Here is an 18126-nt window from a genome sequence, read left to right as displayed (position 1 = left end):
GCTCGTCGATACAGGCCGCCGATTGCTCCGACGTCCCACGCGCACCCCTGTGGCATTTGCGCGTGGCAACGACAACACCGCTCGCGATGACTCTCCTATGTGGGCCGGTCCGGAGATGGCCGAGCTTGCCAGTCCCAACAGTTTTGCGGACTTTCTGTCTTGGGACAGGCGGGCTGCTGCGCTACCCGTCATCCATGGACCGCCAAACCACACCAGGCACGCCCACGACCGCGCCCGACAAATATGTCCACCTGGAATGTACTGGCACCATGCTGATCCTGGATGCCGAGCCTGGGCAACGTCCCGCTGTGGTCTATTGCGGGCCGAGCATCGTAGGCGCGGATCCCGCCGAACTCGCTCTGTTGGCTACGCGCCAATGGGCGCACGGCAATGCACTTGCGCCCATCACAGCAACACTGATGCAAGAGCTCGGTACTGGCATCGGGGGTTCGCCGGGATTGATCGTGCATCGCGACGGCCAAGACTGGGCGGTCGATCTCCGGGTCGAACGCATCACGAGAGATACCGACTGTAGCGTCACCGTCCATTGCACAGACAAGCACAGCGCGATCAGCGTGAATAACATCATAGCGCTTGATCCCGCATCGGGCGTGGTCAGGGCGAAAGCAGTGGTCACCAATGATGGCGGAGAAGACCTGGCTGTCGATTGGTGCTGTGCCCTCGCCCTCCCGCTAGACCAGAAGCTGCAGCGCATCACCGGCTTCACCGGTCGCTGGTCCGGCGAGTTCACGCGCGAAGAGGTTGAGATATTTCGCGGAAGCTATCTGCGCGAGAACAAGGCTGGCCGCACCAGCCACGACAATTTTCCCGGGATCACCCTGACAACGACTGCAACTAATGAAAATTCGGGCCTGGCCGCCGCATTTCATCTGGGGTGGAGCGGCAACAACCGGATCCGGATAGACCGTCAGTCGGATGGCCGCAATTTCCTGCAGACGGGCGAGCTGCTCTTTCCCGGCGAGGTCATCCTGTCCGCTGGAGAGAGCTACACCACGCCCGAAATGTTCGCGGGTTTCAGCCGGCAAGGCCTGTCCGATGTCTCGCGCAAGTTGCACGCCGCCCTGACCCATTCCGTCTTGCCCCAAAGGGCTTTGGCGAGGCCCCGACCGGTCCACTACAACACGTGGGAAGCGGTCTATTTCGGACTATCCGAAGAACGGTTGATCACGCTCGCAGAGGATGCCGCCAAGGTTGGTGCCGAGCGCTTCATCCTCGATGATGGCTGGTTCGGCAGTCGCCGTCATGATCGCGCGGGACTGGGCGACTGGTGGGTTTCCGAAGATGTCTTTCCCAACGGGCTGGGGCCACTGGTGGAACGGGTCAAGGCGCTGGGAATGGAGTTCGGCATCTGGTTCGAGCCGGAAATGGTCAATCCTGATTCCGACCTGTACCGCGCACATCCCGAATGGGTGTTGCAGGCCGAGAATGTCGAGCAGATCCCCTTCCGCAGTCAATTGACACTGGATCTGAGCCGAACCGATGTGTTCGAGTATCTCTTCAGCATGATTTCCGGCATCGTTTCCGCTCACGGCGTGTCGTACATCAAGTGGGACATGAACCGTGAAACCCCACATCCCGGCAGCGGAGGCAGGCCAGCCATGCACAGGCAGACCCATGCCGTATATCGGCTGATAGATGCATTGCGCGACAAGCATCCGGATCTGGAAATCGAGAGCTGTTCTTCTGGTGGTGGGCGCGCGGATTTCGGTATCTTGCAGCGGGCGGACCGGATCTGGGCGTCCGACAACAATGATCCACGTGACCGGCAGGGGATCGAGCGCGGGGCGAGCGTATTCTTTCCGCTGCGGGTGATCGGCAGCCATGTCGGCCCGAAACATTGCCACACGACCAGACGGACCTATTCGATGGAGTTCCGCGCAGGCACCGCGATCTTCGGCCATATGGGTCTGGAGCTTGACCTGCGAGACGAAACAGAACGCGATCTTGCAACGCTGGCCGCGGCTATCAAGCTCTACAAGCAGCATCGCGACCTGCTGCATGGCGGAGAATTCCAACGGGGCGATACCGCCCCCTATCTCAATCTCATCGGCGTAGTTGCGAAGGATCGCGAGGAAGCGCTTTTCTCGTGCGCGCAGACTGACGCGCATTCGACTGTCCTGCCCGAGAGAATATATTTCACCGGTCTCGACGCAGGCCGCAAATATCGCGTCAGGCTGGTCTGGCCGCTTGCCAATCCCTCTGTCACCGCGCCATCGATCATTGATCATGCCGATTTGCTAGGTAAGGGAAGCGTCTTCGGCGGAGCGAGTTTGATGGACTACGGAATGCAGGTCCCCCTCCTCTATCCCGATACGTGTCTGATTTATCATCTGGAAGCCGAGCATTGAGCACCCCCGAGAGTTACGATCTGCTGGTGATCGGTGGCGGCATCAATGGTGCCGGGATTGCCCGCGATGCTGCTGGACGCGGGATGAAGGTGCTGCTGGTAGAGAAAGACGATCTGGCCGGCCACACGTCCTCCGCCAGTACCAAGCTGGTGCATGGCGGATTGCGGTATCTGGAGCATTATGAATTCCGGCTGGTGCGCGAGAGCCTAATCGAGCGCGAGCGCCTGCTTGCGCTGGCGCCGCATATCATCTGGCCACTGCGCTTTGTTCTGCCGCATGACTCAGGCTTGCGCCCTGCCTGGATGTTGCGCCTGGGGCTGTTCCTGTATGACCATCTCGGCGGGCGCAAACTGCTGCCCCCGACCCGCACGATCGACCTGCGCCAGCCCCCGCACGGACAATTCCTGCAAGATCGTTTGGTCAAGGGGTTCGAGTATTCGGATTGCTGGGTCGAAGATTCGCGATTGGTCGTCCTGAATGCGATGGATGCCAAAGAGCACGGAGCCGACATTGCCGTGCAGACCGAGTGTACCGGCCTGGAACGAGACGGGCAGCAGTGGAGCGCGACGCTCAAAGGGACTGACGAGCCCGAGTTCTCAATCACTGCCAAAGCGGTCGTCAATGCAGCAGGGCCTTGGGTCGACAGCGTATTGAACACCGCCAATCCCGGTCGCAATCATGCCAATCTGCGGCTGGTCAAGGGCAGCCACCTGATCGTGCCACGGCTGTATCCGGAAGATCATTGCTACATCTTCCAGAACCGCGATGACCGGATCGTATTCGCGATTCCCTACGAACGGGACTTTACGCTGCTCGGCACCACCGATGAAAGCTTCGAGGGTGATCCGAACCACATCGAGATCTCTGATCAAGAAGCGCGATATATCTGCGACGCGATCAACGAGTATTTACAGGTACCGGTCAACCCGTCCGACGCGGTGTCGACCTATTCCGGCGTGCGCCCGCTCTATGACGACAAGGCGAGCAGCAACTCCACCATTACGCGTGACTATGTGTTTGAGGTGGATGCCCCCGATGGAGCGGCGCCGATCCTGTCTATCTTTGGCGGCAAGATCACGACTTACCGTAAGCTAGCGGAACATGCGCTGGAGCGGCTGGCCGATCATGTCACCATCAACGACACGCGCTGGACTGCAGACAGTCCGCTTCCGGGCGGTGATATCGATGTGACAGCATTCGATGCTTTCGTGGCCGAATGCGCGGAGCGGTATCCCTGGTTCCCTACAAGGGGCCTTGGGCGCCTTTGCCGAGCCTATGGGACCCGGATCGAGCAGGTGCTGGGCGAAGCTGGTTCGATCGACGATCTCGGCACGCATTTCGGCGGTGACCTCTACGAGGCAGAGGTGACCTATCTGGTCGACCACGAATTCGCCCGTACCGCGGAGGATGTTCTGTGGCGCCGCAGCAAGTTGGGGCTTCATTTGGGCGACATCGCGAAAGCTGCGCTGAGCAAATGGTTCGATCTTCGCCAGGCACGAGAAGTATGAGCGAGCCGCTGGACGCGCTGCACCAGCTGGGGCCGGACGCCTCCGGCCGCCCTGTCCATTGCCGCACCTTTCGTAAAGCCGACGGGCGGATGCTTCGGCTCTATGGCCACACACCGCACACACTCGCGCCCGGACAGCAAGAGACGGACGATATCGCCCTTGGCGGCGAACTGCGGCATCATCCGCTCCGTGATGAGTGGAATATCTACGCCGCACACCGTCAGAACCGCACCTTCAAACCGGCGGCCAGCGACGATCCACTGGCGCCCACCCTACCCAGCGGTCCGCCAACCGAGATCCCGTTCACCGATTTTGAACTCGCGGTCTTCGACAACAAGTTTTCGGGGCTACACAGCTGCGCACCAGACCCTGCGGCGCTGGATGGCGTCGCAAGCGCGCGCGCGCTGGGAGCCTGCGAAGTTGTCGTCTACGCCCCGCAGGCAGAAGGCAATTTATGCAGCATCGGGCAAGATCGCCGAGAAATTCTGCTTGCGGCATGGGAAGACCGCTATCGCGCCCTGCACGAGGCAGGCTGCGCCTATGTGCTGCCCTTCGAAAATCGCGGAGATGAAGTCGGCGTAACCCTGCCCCATCCGCACGGCCAGATTTACGGCTTTTCCAAGATTCCTCACATCCAGCAACAAGCCATTGATGCCTTCGCCAATGGTTATGACCTGGCGGCCGAGATTGCGCGGGCAATGCCCGACTATGGTCTGGCGGAAGAACACGGCATCGCAGCCTTCTGCCCGCGCTTCAGCCGGTTCCCCTACGAGGTGTGGATCGCACCCAAAACCGCCCGACAGGGCCTGCAAGATATGACCGATAGGGAAAAGCGTGGGTTTGCCAGCCTGCTGGGTGAGATCACCCGACGCTACGATGCGTTCTTCGGCAGGCCTTCCGCCACCATGCTGGCCCTCCATGCCGCGCCGCGTGGCGGATCACACGGATATCATCTGACAGCCCAGTTCTACCCGCTGTTGCGGGCCGCTGACCGGGTCAAATATCTTGCATCGGTTGAACAACATACCGGCGTGATGACCGTCGACGTAATGCCCGAAGCCGCTGTCGTCGCCTTGCGGGCTGTTTGAGATGGAGAGCTTTCATGCGCGCGTTCCCGGCAGGGTAAACCTGATTGGGGAGCACACCGATTACAATGGCGGCATGGTATTGCCGGCGGCACTATCGGTCGCTCTCGATGTCACCCTGACCCCCCGTTCAGATCGCCGGATCAGTGTGTCGGCGCGCGGCTACAGAGGTTCAGCAGAGCGTTCATTGGATGAGGATGCACTCGATCATTGGTCCGACCCTGCCGTCGGAGCGTTGCGGGAAGCGGCTTCGTTGGGCCTGTTGGAAGGCGGCGCAAGCCTTTCGATCCAATCGACCATCCCGGCGGGAGCTGGCCTCTCCTCCTCGGCGGCCTTGATTGTAGCCGTGCTGAAGGCGGCGAGATACAGCGCCGGATCGTCCATTAGTGATCTCGATCTGGCTGTCGCGGCGCGGCGGGTCGAGAATGACTATATCGGGGTCCCCTGCGGCATCATGGACCAGGTCGCTGTGGCGGTCACACAGCCCGGAGAAGCGATCGCCCTAGATACGCAGACGCTTGATTATCGTACCGTCGCCCTCCCGCCCGACCACGCAATGGCGGTCATCCACTCCGGCCATTCGCGCAAACTGACCGACGGGCGTTACAAGACCCGCAAGGAGGAATGCGACGCTGCGCGCATTGCATTTGGCGAGGAGTCCCTCTGCCTGCTCGAACCGGACGACATTCGGGATCGACCGGGTATCGATGACACGATCCGCAAGCGTGCCCTGCATTGTGCAACGGAGCATCGCCGGGTGCTGGCAGCCGTCGATGCCCTGGCGAAGGGCGATACCACAGCGTTCGGGGCCCTGATGAACGACAGTCACGCCTCTATGCGGGACGATTTCGAGATGTCGATACCGGCCATCGATGCGCTGGTGGCCGATGCTGTCAGCCTTGGTGCCACCGGTGCGCGGCTGACGGGCGGCGGGTTCGGCGGCTGCATCGTCGCCTGCGTACCCGGCGGAATGCGCGAAAAATGGCAGTCCGACCTGCTAGCGCGCCATCCCGCAGCCAGATATGTCGATCACATCGTGGCCGGTTAGCCCGCCACAGCCTGCGCCAGACCGATAAACCGGTCCATCGCCCATTCCACCGGCGGCCCGACAGTATTCTCGATCACGCCCAATTGTGGTGCAAACCATGTGAGCGCGATCAAGCCGAAGAAGAGCGCCATGCCGATGGGTCGCAATTTTTCGTAATACTCGGCCATGCTGGGCGGCAGCAGGCCTTCAAGAATATGCGATCCATCAAATGGCGGGATCGGCAGCAAGTTGAAAAAGGCGAGGAAGACATTGATCAGAATGAAATAGAACAGGCCCTGCGCAAGCAGGGTTGGCTCCCCTGATCCCAAAGCCTGCAAACTCCCGGCATTCGCTGCAACACCCAGCACAAGCGCGCTGGCGAAAGCCAGGATCAGGTTCATACCCGGCCCAGCCGCCGCGACGGCCATCATGCCGAAGCGTGGATTGTCCAGTCTCTGCTTTGTCACCGGAACGGGCTTCGCCCAACCGAATACGGGGCCGCCGACTGCCAGCAGGAAACCGGGCACCAGCAAGGTTCCGACGGGATCGACATGGCGGATCGGGTTGAAGCTCAGACGCCGCTGCTCCTTGGCTGTCGGATCGCCCAGCGCCAAGGCCGTCCAGCCATGCGCGACTTCATGGAAAACGATGGCGATGATAAGACCGGGAATGATGATCGCGGCGAGGAGGAGGGTTTCCGACATGCGGGATAGATAGGCCGTCCGGCCCCTTCCCGCTAGCGTTTCATCCCGCCAGCGCTTCGCTGAAATGCTTGCGGCACAGCGCCACGTAACGGTCATTGCCGCCAATCTCGGTCTGCTCGCCCTGCTTTACGGCCTTGCCGCTGGCATCCACGCGCAGGTTCATCGTCGACTTGCGGCCGCAATGGCAGATGGCCTTAAGCTCGATCAGCGCATCGGCAATGCCCAGCAGAGCCGCTGATCCCGGAAACAGCTCGCCCTGAAAATCGGTCCGCAATCCGTAACACAGCACCGGAATGCCGGCCTCGTCCGCCAGCCGCGCGCATTGCCAGACCTGTTCGCCCGTCAGGAACTGCGCTTCATCCACCAGCATACAACCGACCGGCTCCACCCGGTGCGCGGCCGTCACCTGTTCCCACAGATCGGTGTCCTTGGTGAAGCGATGCCCGTCCGCCTCCAGCCCGATCCGGCTGGCGATCGGCTTACCCTCGGACCGGTCATCAAGCTGGGCGGTCCACAGCATGGTATTCATACCGCGTTCGCGATAATTGAAATCAGCCTGCAGCAAGGTTGTCGATTTCCCGGCATTCATGCTGGCATAGTAGAAATAGAGCTTGGCCATGGCTGTGCAGGCTATCGTGCAAAGTCTGCGGAAACCACCCATTCACCGGGGCGACAGGGGCTGCTGGCAATGGTAGTCCACAACAAAGCAAACAACGGGGTGAGTTGAGACATGGCTGATGGTGCCACTGCCAACGGGCAGAGCGGAATTCTGGGCTGGATCGAACGCAGCGGTAACAAGCTGCCAGATCCGGTGTTTCTGTTCTTCTGGTTGATCGGAATATTGGTAGTGATTTCGATCATCGCCAGCATGATGGACCTATCTGCCGCGCATCCGACGGACATTGATCCAGAAACTGGCGCCGCCCGGATTATCACCGCCGCCAGCCTGTTCAGCGCGGAGAATATCCAACGGCTTTGGGTCGAAATGCCCAAGACATTCACCCACTTCCATCCGCTCGGCTATGTGCTGGTGGTGATGCTGGGCGCTGGTGTTGCAGAGCGTGCCGGCCTGTTCGGCACCGCCATGCGCGCCGGTGTGCGCAATGCGCCCAAGATCATCCTGACCCCGATTGTCGTTTTGGTCGGGATGCTGGGCAATCTCGCTGCCGATGCGGCCTATGTCGTGCTGATCCCGCTGGCCGGGATCCTGTTCCATGCCGCCGGGCGGCATCCGGTTGCCGGGATCGCCGCCGCTTTTGCCGGCGTTTCGGGCGGTTTCTCCGCCAATCTCGTCCCGGGCCAGCTCGACGCCTTGCTGTTCGGCATTACCGAGGCAGCGGTTGAAACCGTGTTCGGAGATTTCACTGCCAATATCGCGGGCAACTGGTTCTTCATCGCCGCGATGACTTTCGTTTTTCTGCCCGTGATCTGGTACGTCACCGACCGGATCATCGAGCCGCGCCTGGGCGTCTGGGATGCCACCCGGGCCGGACGCGCCATCGATGAAGAACAAGGCGACACCGCCCTTACCGATGGGGAGCGCAGCGGCCTGCGCCGCGCCGGACTGGCGATCCTGTTTGTTGTCGCGCTGTGGCTGTTTTTCCTGTTCGGCCCCGGCACGCCGCTGATCGACGAAAGCGCCAATCCAGAAGCTCAGCTGAACCCGTTCTACCAGAGCCTGGTCGGCGGCTTCTTCCTGCTCTTCCTGCTGGCAGCCTGGGCCTATGGCAGCGGCGCGGGCACGATTTCCAATCACCGGGATCTGGTCAAGATGATGTCCGGGTCGATGGAGGACATGGCCTATTACCTCGTCCTCGCCTTCGCTGCTGCGCATTTCGTGGCGATGTTCACCTGGTCAAATCTCGGCCTGATCCTCGCGGTCAACGGTGCCGATTTCCTCGGCTCCACCGGCTTGCCCGCATGGGCCCTGCTGGCCGCCATCATCGTGGTATCGGCGCTGCTCAACATCTTCGTCGGCTCGGCAAGTGCCAAATGGGCCCTGCTCAGCCCGGTGCTGGTGCCAATGCTGATGCTGCTGGGCATCTCGCCGGAAATGGCAACCGCAGCCTATCGTGTGGGTGATGGCGCGACCAACATCATTACTCCGTTGATGGTCTACTTCCCGCTGATCCTGATTTTCTGCCAGCGCTGGGACAAGGATTTCGGCCTCGGCAGCCTCGCGGCAACCATGCTGCCCTATTCGATCGGGTTGCTGATCGCGGGTCTTGCGATGACGATAGGTTGGGTCGTGCTAGATCTGCCGCTGGGCCCGGGCGCAAGCGTGTTCATGGAAGTGCCGACCACCGCGCCGGTGGCTGCTACGCCCTAATCAGCTGCCAAGGGCATTCAGCCGCTGAAGGCAGCCAGCGCGGCGCGCGCAATGCCCTCACCCCTCTCCTGGACGAAGTGCCCGCCATCGGGAACTTCAACAGGATCGGGGCAGCCACGGATCATGCCCTGCAGCGCCTTCATCGCCGGGGGACCGAGCACGGGATCTTGCATGCCAACGGCCATGAAACTCTGACCGGTCCATTCTTCGGACCAGAATTGGCGTGCGCGAATGCCTTCGGCAACGCCCTCCATCGACGGATCGACCGGAACCAATTCAGGAAAGCGCCTTACGCCTGATTTGAAGCTCGAATCGGGATAGGGCGCGCCATAGGCGGCCGCTTCCGAATCGGTCAGGTCAGGCGTTCCGCGCTTGAACAGGTTGGCGATATCCATGTCCGGCTGGCTGCGGTTGAAGGCTTTCCAGGCATCAAAGCCAGGGCCAGGCGATTCACCAATCGGGATGGCGGTGTTCATGACAATCAAACGTTCGAACCGGTTCGCCATGTCCGGCACGATCCCCAGCCCCAGAATGCCGCCCCAATCCTGGCACACCAGCGTGATATTGCGCAGGTCCAAGGCTTCGATAAAGGCCATAAGCATCCCGCGATGGAAGCCGTAGGTATAGGTCGCCTCGTCGGTCGGCTTGTCCGATTTGCCAAAGCCGAGCAGGTCAGGCGCAACCGCACGCCCACCTGCTGCTGTGAAGACCGGGATCATCTTGCGATAGAGGAACGACCAGCTTGGCTGCCCGTGCAGGCACAGGAATGTCTTGCCCGCCTCCGGCCCGCTTGCCGCACCAGGCTCGTCAACATAGTGAACGCGCAAACCCTCATAGCCATCCAGAGTGTCGATATAATGTGGTGCAAAGGGATAGTCGGGAACGTCGGCAAAGGCCTGGTCGGGGGTTCTCAGGGCTTCGCTCATCTCGATTCTCCTTGCCTGGTGTCAGATGCCCAAGGAGCCTGCCGAGCTACGCAGAGTCAATCGCTTTCGTCAGCGCCAAGATCACGCGACACCTTGGGATCGTTCAATAGCCGCTCGATCCGGTCAGCCTCCTCGAAGCTTTCGTCGGCACGGAACTTCAGCTTGGGCGCGAATTTGAGGCCCAGCCGTTTGGCAACTTCGCGCTGAAGGTACGCCGTATTCCGCCGCAGCGCGGTGACGATCTCGTCCTCGCCCTTGCCCAGCAATGGCTTCACATAGACGGTCGCATTGCGCAGATCGGGCGACATGCGCACTTCGGTAACGCTGATATTGGCCGCCGAGACGATGTCATCATGCACCTCCTGCCGGGCCAGCAATTCCGACAGGATATGGCGCACCCGCTCGCCCACTTTCAACACGCGGACCGATTGTTGTTCGGAGGTAAAGGGATCTTTGCGCGCCATCGATTTCTTTCTCTACGTGTCTTTCTGCTCAGCCATCTTCGACAGGATGTTCTTCAGCGAGTTCATATTGCGCGCCGTCCCCTTGCACCCAAGCCGGCGTTCCAGCAGCTTGTTCGACAGGTCCGATATGCCGACCCCGTAGACATAGTCGAGAAACAGCACCCGGTCACCCAGAGCAAGCCGCTCGCTGCCTTTGGAACGATGCTCTTCGATCAACGCATCGACAGCTTCCTGCTTTGGCTGTTGGCTCAGGAAGATGGAATGGACCATCTTGTCCGAACCATGCTCCGGCCCGGTCCCGTGAAAGGGGTTGGTTTCAATCGCCGCGCGAACTTCTTTCTCGGTGCGGACCATGGCGCAGGATTTGAAGCCGAAGGCCTGTTCGACAACACTTTCGAGCTGGATTTCGAGCATGGCTGGATCGCGATCATCGCTCAGGATCACGTTCCCGCTGGCCGCAACTGTGGCGACGTCGCAGAATCCTGCATCGCTCAATGCCGCATTGAGATCGACCATCTTGATCCGGTTGCCGCCGATATTGATGCTGCCAAGCAGAGCAAGCAAACGCGCCATCAGCCGGGCATACCCGTTTCCGAAGCAGTCGGACGTGCGGTGGGGATTGCCGTCGACGTGGCGCGGGCCAGTACAGTGCCATCTTCTGCCAGCAATTCGCCCTCGAGGAAGATGACCCGCTTGCCCGATTTGACCACGCGGCCCTTGCCGATAATCGGCCCCTCCGGAATGAGCTTGAGAAGCGACATCGACAGTTCGAGATTGAGCGGAGCCTGCGCGCCATTGGTCGCCGCGACATAGGCATAGCCCATCACATCGTCGAGATATCCGGCCACAAGGCCGCCCTGCACGCCGCCGCGCCAGGTCGTCATCGCCTTCTTGACCACAAACCGCATGGTCGCTTCGCTGGTGGCGGAATCGAAGGACACAAATTCAGAGCCAAGCAAGTCGGTATGGGGGGACTGCTGGTCTGTATCGTCGCCGGGCATGGTCATGCTTCCGCCCCCGGCACCGGCGTCGGCAATGCGGTCGAACGGGCACGCGCAAGGACATTGCCGTCCTTGTCGTACAGTTCGCCCTCCAGGAACGCGACCCTCCGGCCATGGCGCACAACGCGCCCCTTGGCGGTGATCGTTTCCAGCGGCACCATGCGCAAGAAGCTGAGATTCATATCGAGATTAAGCGGCAAGCGCTGGTCATCGGTGACAGCCAGCAATGCGCCGCCCATCACCTCGTCAAGGAACCCGGCAATCAGTCCGCCCTGCACGGCGCCTCGCGGAGACGCGAACTCCGGCGGCGGCGTGTAGCGCATGGTCAGTTCGCCCTTGTCCGCGTCGAACGACACGAACTGCGAGCCCATCAGGCGGGCAGAAGGCGAGCGCTGTGTCTCGTATATCTTTGACATGCGCTACCCCCGGATCAGAGCGTGCGTTCACGCTCCTCGACCTCGAAGACCTCCAGGCTGTCGCCCGGCTGGATATCGTTGGTGTCTTCGAGGACCACACCGCATTCGAGGCCTGCGCGGACTTCGTCCACATCGTCCTTGAAGCGGCGCAGGGACGCGATGGTGGTTGCCGACACGATGACATCTTCGCGGGTGAGCCGTGCGTGCAGCCCCTTGCGAATAACGCCTTCGGTAACCAGCAGACCAGCCGCCTTGTCCTTCTTGCCCGACTTGAAGACTTCCTTGACGTCGGCACGGCCAACGACGTGCTCGATCTTTTCCGGACCCAGCTCGCCAGCCATTTCTTTCGCGATCTCGTCGGTCAGGTGATAGATCACATCGAAGTACTTCATCTCGACGCCATCGCGTTTCACCAGCTCGCGCGCTTTCGCATTGGGGCGCACATTGAAACCGATAATCGGCGCGCCCGAGGCTGCTGCCAGCGTAACGTCGCTTTCGGTAATCGCACCCACGCCCGCATGCAGCACGCGGACCTTGATCAGATCGTTGGAGAGATTGTGGAGCGCGTTGTTGATCGCCTCCACACTACCCTGCACATCGGCCTTCACCAGCAGCGGGAATTCCACAACTTCGCTCTGCAAGTTGTTGAACATCGTATCGAAACTGGTCGGGGCAAGCGCAGTACGCTTCTCCGTTGCCTTCTCCTGACGATATTCGGCCACTTCACGGGCGCGCTGTTCGTTTTCGACCACGGTCATAACGTCGCCCGCGCTCGGCACACCGCCGAGGCCGAGGACTTCGACCGGCATGGACGGGCCAGCTTCCTTGATCTGCTTGCCCTGATCGTTGACGATTGCACGGACACGGCCGCTTTCGGTGCCGACCACGAATGTGTCGCCCCGCTTGAGCGTGCCGCGCGTCACCAGCACAGAAGCGACCGGGCCGCGGCCCTTGTCGAGCTGCGCTTCGATAACCGTCGCTTCGGCCAACCGGTCCGGACGGGCTTTCAGCTCCAGCAGTTCGGCCTGGAGCGCAATTTTCTCGAGCAATTCGTCGAGGCCATCGCCCTTGAGCGCCGAAATCTCGACATCCTGCACATCACCGGAGAGCTTCTCCACGATCACTTCGTGTTCGAGCAGGCGATTGCGGATATTGTCCGGATTGGCTTCCGGCTTGTCCATCTTGTTGATCGCCACGATCATCGGGACACCGGCAGCCTTGGTGTGATTGATGGCTTCGATCGTCTGCGGCATGATGCCGTCATCCGCCGCCACCACCAGCACCACGATATCGGTGACATTGGCACCGCGCTGGCGCATTTCGGTAAAGGCAGCGTGGCCCGGCGTATCGAGGAAGGTGATCTTCGACTTGTCCTTCGTCGTCACCTGATAACTGCCGATATGCTGGGTGATGCCGCCGGCTTCGCCCTTGGTGACATTGGTGCCACGCAACGAATCCAGCAGGCTGGTCTTGCCGTGATCGACATGGCCCATGATGGTGACCACAGCTGGACGCGGCTTAAGCGTCTCTTCGGGATCGTCATCTTCGGTCGTCTTGATGTCAACATCAGCTTCGGAGACCTTCTGGATCGTGTGGCCGAACTGTTCGACCAGCAATTCAGCGGTGTCCTGGTCGATCGTCTGGTTGACGGTAACCATCATATCAAGATTGAAGAGCTCCTTAACCAGATCGGCGCCCTTTTCGCCCATCCGCTTGGCGAGCTCACCCACGGTGATCGCTTCGGGCACGATAACATCGCGGACCTGCTTTTCACGCGGCGCTGACGAGCCACCGCCCTTGAGGCGACGTTCTTTCTCACGGGCACGCTTGAGCTTGGCGAGAGACATCGCACGACGGCCCTCGTCCTCGTTCAGGGCCTTGGTCACGGTCAGCTTGCCGGAACGACGCTTGTCCGGGCGTTCGGTGCTGCGGGACTTCTTCTCCTCTTTCTTCTTTTCGGGACGCTTCGGCTCCGGCCGTGCGACTGGCGTAAACTTTCGCGCAGCAGGTGTCGGCGTGCTGGCCGGTGCCTCTTGTGCACGAGCGGGCGCTGGCGCAGCTGCTTCTGCAGCTTCTGCCTCGGCTGCAGATTTCGCTTCCTCCTCGGCCCGCTTGGCCGCTTCTTCTTCCGCCTTGCGATTGTCTTCGGCGCGCTTCTTCTCTTCCTGCGCGCTCAGCTTGGCTTTTTCATCGTCACGCTTGCGCGCATCTTCGGCCATCCGCAGCCGCTCTTCCTCGGCTTCACGCTGGAGACGGGCAACCCGCTCTTGCGGAGTCTCGGCAGCGGGATCCGCCTTTTTGGGCGCAGCCTTCTTGGCCTCCGGCTCGGGCGCTGGCGCGGGTGCCGGGGTTGGCTCGGGCGCAGCCTCCGGTGCTGGAGCGGGCTCTTCGCCGGGCTTCACGAGCTTGCGGCGGCGCTTCACCTCGACCGCCACCTTGTTGGTGCGCCCGTGGCTGAAGGTCTGCTTGACTTCGCCCGCGTCCACGCTCCGCTTAAGTCCAAGCGGTTTGCGGGTCCGGGGTTTGTTGTCGTCGTCGCTCATAAAACTCGTATCTTCCTTCAGTATCAATCGGTCGTCGCAGTGACGCGGCCATCAGCCTCGCCACTGTCATCCGGTCCGCCGGCAGGCGTTCCCATAAAGTGCAGCAGGCGCGAGAGAGATTGCCCTACCCGTTCGGCCGCCGAAGCGTCCGCAAGCGCCAGATGGACGACATTGTCGCGGCCCAATGCCACAGACAACGCCGCGCGGTCCAGTGGCAAGCGGGTTCCCCGCGCCCCTGATCCCTCGATTTCTTTGCCAACCCGCCATGCCTGGTCGAGCTTCTTGCTGCCATCCTCGCTCGCATCGCTCGCGTGGAGGAGCAGTTCGAGCACGCCGCCACGGGCATGCTCGGCAATCCTGTCCGATCCCAAGATAAGCAATCCTGCGCGCATTTCGAGGCCCAGCCGGTCCAGCAAGGCCTTGCGCAGGCCATCTTCAGTCCGCTGCGGCAGATCGTCGGGAACATTCAGCTTTGCCCCTTTGAAGGCCCGCGCCAATGCGCCGCGCATCTGCCCGCTTTCCAGAGCTGCCTCCAGCCCGGGACGATCGACGCCAATCCATGCGCCCCTGCCGGGAGCGCGCGCCAGCGGATCGGGCAGCACATCATGCGTGCCATCATCCTTGATCGGAGAGATTGCGAGCCGGACCAACGCCGCTCGCGCGCCATGCTCCCCTGAAAGGATGCAGCGACGTTCAGGCTCGGAAGTTGTCCGTGCCTTGGCGCCGTCAGCGATGTCGGAACTTACGCGCTCATTGTGTGGAGTCCGCATCAGCGGCCTCCTGAGTGTCAGGCTCGGTAGACGCAGGAGCAGCAGGCTCCTCGTCTTCGAACCAATGCGCACGGGCCGCCATGATGATTTCGTTGCCCTGTTCTTCGGTCAGGCCATATTCTCCCAGCACGCCGCCCTTGTCTTCGGCACGCTGCGGTGGACGCTTCATCGGCGGACCATCCGGGCTATTGTTCCGGCGACGCGGTGCTTCGCGTTTCTTGGCGATCAGTTCGTCGGTGGCCAGATCGGCCAGATCATCGAGCGTCTTGATACCGCCCTTGCCCAGCGTCACCAGCATGGCTTCGCTGAGATGCGGGATCTCGGCCAGATCATCTTCGACGCCCAGCTCGCGGCGGGTTTCGCGGTGCGCGGCTTCCTGGCGATCAATCGCTTCCTTCGCCCGGTTCTGCAGCTCTTCGGCGAGCTCTTCATCGAAACCCTCGATTGCGGCGAGTTCCTCGAGTGCGACATACGCCACTTCCTCGAGCTCGGCGAAGCCTTCGGCCACGAGCAATTGCGACAGCGTTTCGTCGACGTCGAGCTCTTCCTCGAACATCTTCGAACGGACCGCGAATTCCTTGCTCTGCTTCTCGCTCGCTTCTTCCTCGGTCATGATGTCGATCTGGTTCGCCGTAAGCTGGCTTGCCAAACGGACATTCTGGCCGCGGCGACCAATGGCCAGGCTCAGCTGGTCATCAGGAACAACGACTTCGATCCGGCCTTCGTCTTCATCCAGCACCACGCGCGCGACAGTGGCCGGCTGCAATGCGTTGACGATGAAGGTCGCGGTATCTTCCGACCACGGGATAATGTCGATCTTTTCACCCTGCAGTTCCTGCACGACGGCCTGAACGCGGCTGCCCTTCATACCGACGCAGGCACCGACCGGATCGATGCTGCTATCGTGGCTGATCACGCCGATCTTGGCGCGGCTGCCCGGATCACGGGCGGCGGCCTTGATTTCGATAATGCCGTCGTAAATCTCCGGCACTTCCTGCGCGAACAGCTTGCGCATAAAGTCAGGATGCGCGCGGCTGAGGAAAATCTGCGGACCGCGATTGTTGCGCTCCACCTTGGTGATGATCGCACGGACACGCTCGCCAACACGGGCGGCTTCACGCGGGATCTGCTGGTCGCGGCGGATGACACCCTCGGCCCGGCCGAGATTGACGATCACATGGCCAAACTCGACCGACTTGATCACGCCGGTGATCACTTCGCCTGCGCGATCCTTGAATTCTTCGAACTGGCGCTCGCGCTCTGCATCGCGCACCTTCTGGAAGATTACCTGCTTGGCGCTCTGTGCATCAATGCGCCCGAGATCGACAGGAGGCAGCGGATCGACGATGAAGTCACCAAGTTTGGCACCCTCTTCGAGCTTCTGGCCCTGCTTCAGATCGACCTGCTTGAAGTAATCTTCCACTTCCTCGACCACTTCGACAACACGCCACAGGCGCAGATCGCCGGTCTGCGGATCGAGCTTGGCGCGAATATCGTTCTCCGCGCCATAGCGGTTACGCGCGCTCTTCTGGATCGCCTCTTCCATCGCTTCGATGACGATCTCTTTGTCGATCATCTTTTCCGAAGCAACCGCATTCGCAATCGCAAGCAGCTCTGCCTTGTTGGCGGAAATTGCACTGGCCATCAGTCGTCAGCCTTCTCTTCTTCAACTTCGATAATATCCTCGGCACCTTCGGTGTCGAGCGGTTGTGTTGCAGCGATCAGCTCATCCGTAAGGACCAGCTTGGCGCTGTGAATCTGTTCCAGGGTGAATGCAATATCACCCGCCTTGCGATCTTCGATGGTGACGAAATCACCTTCGATGCCGCGCACTATACCACGCAGGTTGCGGTGGCCATCGACCTTTTCGGTCAGGCTGATTTTCGCCTCGTGCCCGGCCCAATCGGCAAAGTCTTTCGCCCGGGTCAGCGGACGATCAATACCCGGGGAGCTAACCTCCAAATGGTAAGCCCCCTCGATCAGCACATCGCCCTGCTCTTCCAGCGTATCGATCACGTTGGAAACGCGGCGACTAAGTTCGGCGCATTGCTCGATCACCAACTGACCTGTCGCCGGGTCCTCTGCCATAATCTGCAGCGCCTGGGTGCCGTCCCCGGCCTCCGAAGGCATCATCTTCACGCGCACGAGCTCGAAACCCAGTGCTTGCGCTTCGGGTTCGATCAATGCGTGCAGGCGTGCCGTATCGGCCATTCGGTCTCCAATTGATCAACATTGCCAATGACAAAGCGGTTGGGTGCCGGCCCCGTTTGGCGCCAGCCCCTTCAAAGTCACGACGATGTCGGGATGAGGTGCAGATAGGTGGGGAGCGTGACGATTGCAACTGAAATGCGCAGGATTATGCCCCGCGTCGTTTGAACCATGGTTCGGAGGTACGATCGATCATTAGATCACCTGCAAATGGTACGCATAAATCGAAGGCCTCATGAGGCGACCCACTGAGCCAGCGCGGCCAGTCTTCATGCGGCAGAATGACCGGCATACGGTTATGCACCGGCGCAACCTGAGCATTCGCTTCGGTCATAATCATGGAAAAGGTCGCGCCCCACTCGTCGCTCTCGCGCCAGATACCGGCAGCAGCAAACATCGGCGAGTCCGGCATCGAGAACCAGGTGCGGGTCATCTGCCCTTTTGGGCCCTCTGCTTCGGCAAAGGATGTGACCGGGATCAGGCAGCGGCGTTGCTCGAAGGAGTGTCTCCAGAAATAGCTCTTCAGCTTGTCCGTGCGTGTATTGTTGACCGGCTTGGGCTTGAGCGGCTGCCCCTTCGCGCCTTTGCGCTGGAGCGGGAAGCCCCAGTTCATCGCCTGCAATCTGCCGTTGGCCACAACCGGGGCCGGGTATCCCGGGTAAATCTCCTGCGCCGTATTGGCAGCGAAATCCTGCGCAATCGCATCGAAGAAATCCGCCACTTCGGTATGGGAGCTCTTGATCTTGTAGAGGTTGCACATGGCGCGCTCTTACCGC

The 18126-nt window shown here is 61.0% G+C and carries 17 protein-coding genes; 5 read left to right on the top strand and 12 right to left on the bottom strand.

Going from position 1 to position 18126, the window contains the following annotated elements:
* Positions 1-194 precede the first annotated feature (194 nt).
* From ABD653_RS00505 to galK, 4 genes are read left to right on the top strand one after another with little or no spacing between them, the layout of a single operon-like run.
* Complete coding sequence (locus tag ABD653_RS00505; protein ID WP_160779358.1) at positions 195-2369, top strand: alpha-galactosidase; 2175 nt, start codon at positions 195-197, stop codon at positions 2367-2369.
* Positions 2366-3877: a glycerol-3-phosphate dehydrogenase gene (glpD, locus tag ABD653_RS00500; protein ID WP_160779357.1), complete on the top strand. Its 1512-nt coding sequence runs from the start codon at positions 2366-2368 to the stop codon at positions 3875-3877. The genes ABD653_RS00505 and glpD overlap by 4 nt, the downstream gene beginning before the upstream one ends.
* On the top strand, positions 3874-4965 hold the full coding sequence (locus ABD653_RS00495; RefSeq protein WP_160779356.1) for a galactose-1-phosphate uridylyltransferase: 1092 nt from the start codon (positions 3874-3876) through the stop codon (positions 4963-4965). Before glpD ends, ABD653_RS00495 begins: the two co-directional genes overlap by 4 nt.
* A 1-nt stretch (position 4966) precedes the next feature.
* Complete coding sequence (galK, locus tag ABD653_RS00490; RefSeq protein ID WP_160779355.1) at positions 4967-6010, top strand: galactokinase; 1044 nt, start codon at positions 4967-4969, stop codon at positions 6008-6010.
* On the opposite strand, the gene ABD653_RS00485 is transcribed toward galK, so the two are convergent.
* On the bottom strand, positions 6007-6693 hold the full coding sequence (locus ABD653_RS00485; RefSeq protein WP_160779354.1) for a site-2 protease family protein: 687 nt from the start codon (positions 6691-6693) through the stop codon (positions 6007-6009). The two genes, galK and ABD653_RS00485, sit on opposite strands and share 4 nt — an antisense overlap.
* A gap of 40 nt (positions 6694-6733) precedes the next feature.
* Complete coding sequence (locus ABD653_RS00480) at positions 6734-7312, bottom strand: thymidine kinase (RefSeq protein ID WP_160779353.1); 579 nt, start codon at positions 7310-7312, stop codon at positions 6734-6736.
* Between the two features lie 111 nt (positions 7313-7423).
* On the opposite strand from ABD653_RS00480, the gene ABD653_RS00475 reads away from it, so the two are divergent.
* A complete protein-coding gene (locus ABD653_RS00475; protein WP_160779352.1) occupies positions 7424-9022 on the top strand; it encodes an AbgT family transporter in 1599 nt (532 codons plus the stop codon).
* A gap of 17 nt (positions 9023-9039) precedes the next feature.
* On the opposite strand, the gene ABD653_RS00470 is transcribed toward ABD653_RS00475, so the two are convergent.
* The 10 genes from ABD653_RS00470 to ABD653_RS00425 form a co-directional block, all read right to left on the bottom strand.
* The gene (locus ABD653_RS00470; RefSeq protein WP_160779351.1) at positions 9040-9948 is read right to left on the bottom strand and encodes a haloalkane dehalogenase; all 909 of its coding nucleotides are present in this window, start codon (positions 9946-9948) and stop codon (positions 9040-9042) included.
* Positions 9949-10004: 56 nt separating this feature from the next.
* Positions 10005-10412, bottom strand: a complete 408-nt coding sequence (gene rbfA, locus ABD653_RS00465) for a 30S ribosome-binding factor RbfA (RefSeq protein WP_160779350.1) — start codon at positions 10410-10412, stop codon at positions 10005-10007.
* 12 nt (positions 10413-10424) lie between these two features.
* Complete coding sequence (locus ABD653_RS00460) at positions 10425-10985, bottom strand: DUF1697 domain-containing protein (RefSeq protein WP_160779349.1); 561 nt, start codon at positions 10983-10985, stop codon at positions 10425-10427.
* Complete coding sequence (locus tag ABD653_RS00455; protein WP_160779348.1) at positions 10985-11419, bottom strand: PaaI family thioesterase; 435 nt, start codon at positions 11417-11419, stop codon at positions 10985-10987. The genes ABD653_RS00460 and ABD653_RS00455 overlap by 1 nt, the downstream gene beginning before the upstream one ends.
* On the bottom strand, positions 11416-11829 hold the full coding sequence (locus tag ABD653_RS00450) for a PaaI family thioesterase (protein WP_160779347.1): 414 nt from the start codon (positions 11827-11829) through the stop codon (positions 11416-11418). The genes ABD653_RS00455 and ABD653_RS00450 overlap by 4 nt, the downstream gene beginning before the upstream one ends.
* 14 nt (positions 11830-11843) lie before the next feature.
* Positions 11844-14372 (bottom strand): translation initiation factor IF-2, encoded by a 2529-nt coding sequence (gene infB / locus ABD653_RS00445; RefSeq protein ID WP_160779346.1) that lies wholly within the window; start codon positions 14370-14372, stop codon positions 11844-11846.
* 23 nt (positions 14373-14395) lie between these two features.
* Positions 14396-15142 (bottom strand): DUF448 domain-containing protein, encoded by a 747-nt coding sequence (locus tag ABD653_RS00440; protein WP_160779345.1) that lies wholly within the window; start codon positions 15140-15142, stop codon positions 14396-14398.
* The gene (gene nusA / locus ABD653_RS00435) at positions 15123-16787 is read right to left on the bottom strand and encodes a transcription termination factor NusA (protein WP_160779344.1); all 1665 of its coding nucleotides are present in this window, start codon (positions 16785-16787) and stop codon (positions 15123-15125) included. Before nusA ends, ABD653_RS00440 begins: the two co-directional genes overlap by 20 nt.
* Positions 16787-17353: a ribosome maturation protein RimP gene (rimP, locus tag ABD653_RS00430; protein ID WP_160779343.1), complete on the bottom strand. Its 567-nt coding sequence runs from the start codon at positions 17351-17353 to the stop codon at positions 16787-16789. The genes nusA and rimP overlap by 1 nt, the downstream gene beginning before the upstream one ends.
* A gap of 145 nt (positions 17354-17498) precedes the next feature.
* The gene (locus ABD653_RS00425) at positions 17499-18110 is read right to left on the bottom strand and encodes an SOS response-associated peptidase (RefSeq protein WP_160779342.1); all 612 of its coding nucleotides are present in this window, start codon (positions 18108-18110) and stop codon (positions 17499-17501) included.
* Positions 18111-18126: the final 16 nt, after the last annotated feature.

It is taken from the genome of Parerythrobacter jejuensis, from assembly GCF_039536765.1.
GTDB lineage: Bacteria > Pseudomonadota > Alphaproteobacteria > Sphingomonadales > Sphingomonadaceae > Parerythrobacter > Parerythrobacter jejuensis.
The sequence above is the reverse complement of the archived record's forward strand: the minus strand, read 5'-3'. Positions and strand labels throughout refer to the sequence as shown.

What these genes read in the sequence shown, in the direction of transcription:
- ABD653_RS00505 (WP_160779358.1), top strand. Translation starts at nt 195, where the DNA reads ATGGACCGCCAAACCACACCAGGCACGCCCACGACCGCGCCCGACAAA.
- ABD653_RS00495 (WP_160779356.1), top strand. Translation starts at nt 3,874, where the DNA reads ATGAGCGAGCCGCTGGACGCGCTGCACCAGCTGGGGCCGGACGCCTCC.
- galK (WP_160779355.1), top strand. Translation starts at nt 4,967, where the DNA reads ATGGAGAGCTTTCATGCGCGCGTTCCCGGCAGGGTAAACCTGATTGGG.
- ABD653_RS00485 (WP_160779354.1), bottom strand. Translation starts at nt 6,693, where the DNA reads ATGTCGGAAACCCTCCTCCTCGCCGCGATCATCATTCCCGGTCTTATC.
- ABD653_RS00480 (WP_160779353.1), bottom strand. Translation starts at nt 7,312, where the DNA reads ATGGCCAAGCTCTATTTCTACTATGCCAGCATGAATGCCGGGAAATCG.
- ABD653_RS00475 (WP_160779352.1), top strand. Translation starts at nt 7,424, where the DNA reads ATGGCTGATGGTGCCACTGCCAACGGGCAGAGCGGAATTCTGGGCTGG.
- ABD653_RS00470 (WP_160779351.1), bottom strand. Translation starts at nt 9,948, where the DNA reads ATGAGCGAAGCCCTGAGAACCCCCGACCAGGCCTTTGCCGACGTTCCC.
- rbfA (WP_160779350.1), bottom strand. Translation starts at nt 10,412, where the DNA reads ATGGCGCGCAAAGATCCCTTTACCTCCGAACAACAATCGGTCCGCGTG.
- ABD653_RS00460 (WP_160779349.1), bottom strand. Translation starts at nt 10,985, where the DNA reads ATGGCGCGTTTGCTTGCTCTGCTTGGCAGCATCAATATCGGCGGCAAC.
- ABD653_RS00455 (WP_160779348.1), bottom strand. Translation starts at nt 11,419, where the DNA reads ATGACCATGCCCGGCGACGATACAGACCAGCAGTCCCCCCATACCGAC.
- ABD653_RS00450 (WP_160779347.1), bottom strand. Translation starts at nt 11,829, where the DNA reads ATGTCAAAGATATACGAGACACAGCGCTCGCCTTCTGCCCGCCTGATG.
- infB (WP_160779346.1), bottom strand. Translation starts at nt 14,372, where the DNA reads ATGAGCGACGACGACAACAAACCCCGGACCCGCAAACCGCTTGGACTT.
- ABD653_RS00440 (WP_160779345.1), bottom strand. Translation starts at nt 15,142, where the DNA reads ATGCGGACTCCACACAATGAGCGCGTAAGTTCCGACATCGCTGACGGC.
- nusA (WP_160779344.1), bottom strand. Translation starts at nt 16,787, where the DNA reads ATGGCCAGTGCAATTTCCGCCAACAAGGCAGAGCTGCTTGCGATTGCG.
- rimP (WP_160779343.1), bottom strand. Translation starts at nt 17,353, where the DNA reads ATGGCCGATACGGCACGCCTGCACGCATTGATCGAACCCGAAGCGCAA.
- ABD653_RS00425 (WP_160779342.1), bottom strand. Translation starts at nt 18,110, where the DNA reads ATGTGCAACCTCTACAAGATCAAGAGCTCCCATACCGAAGTGGCGGAT.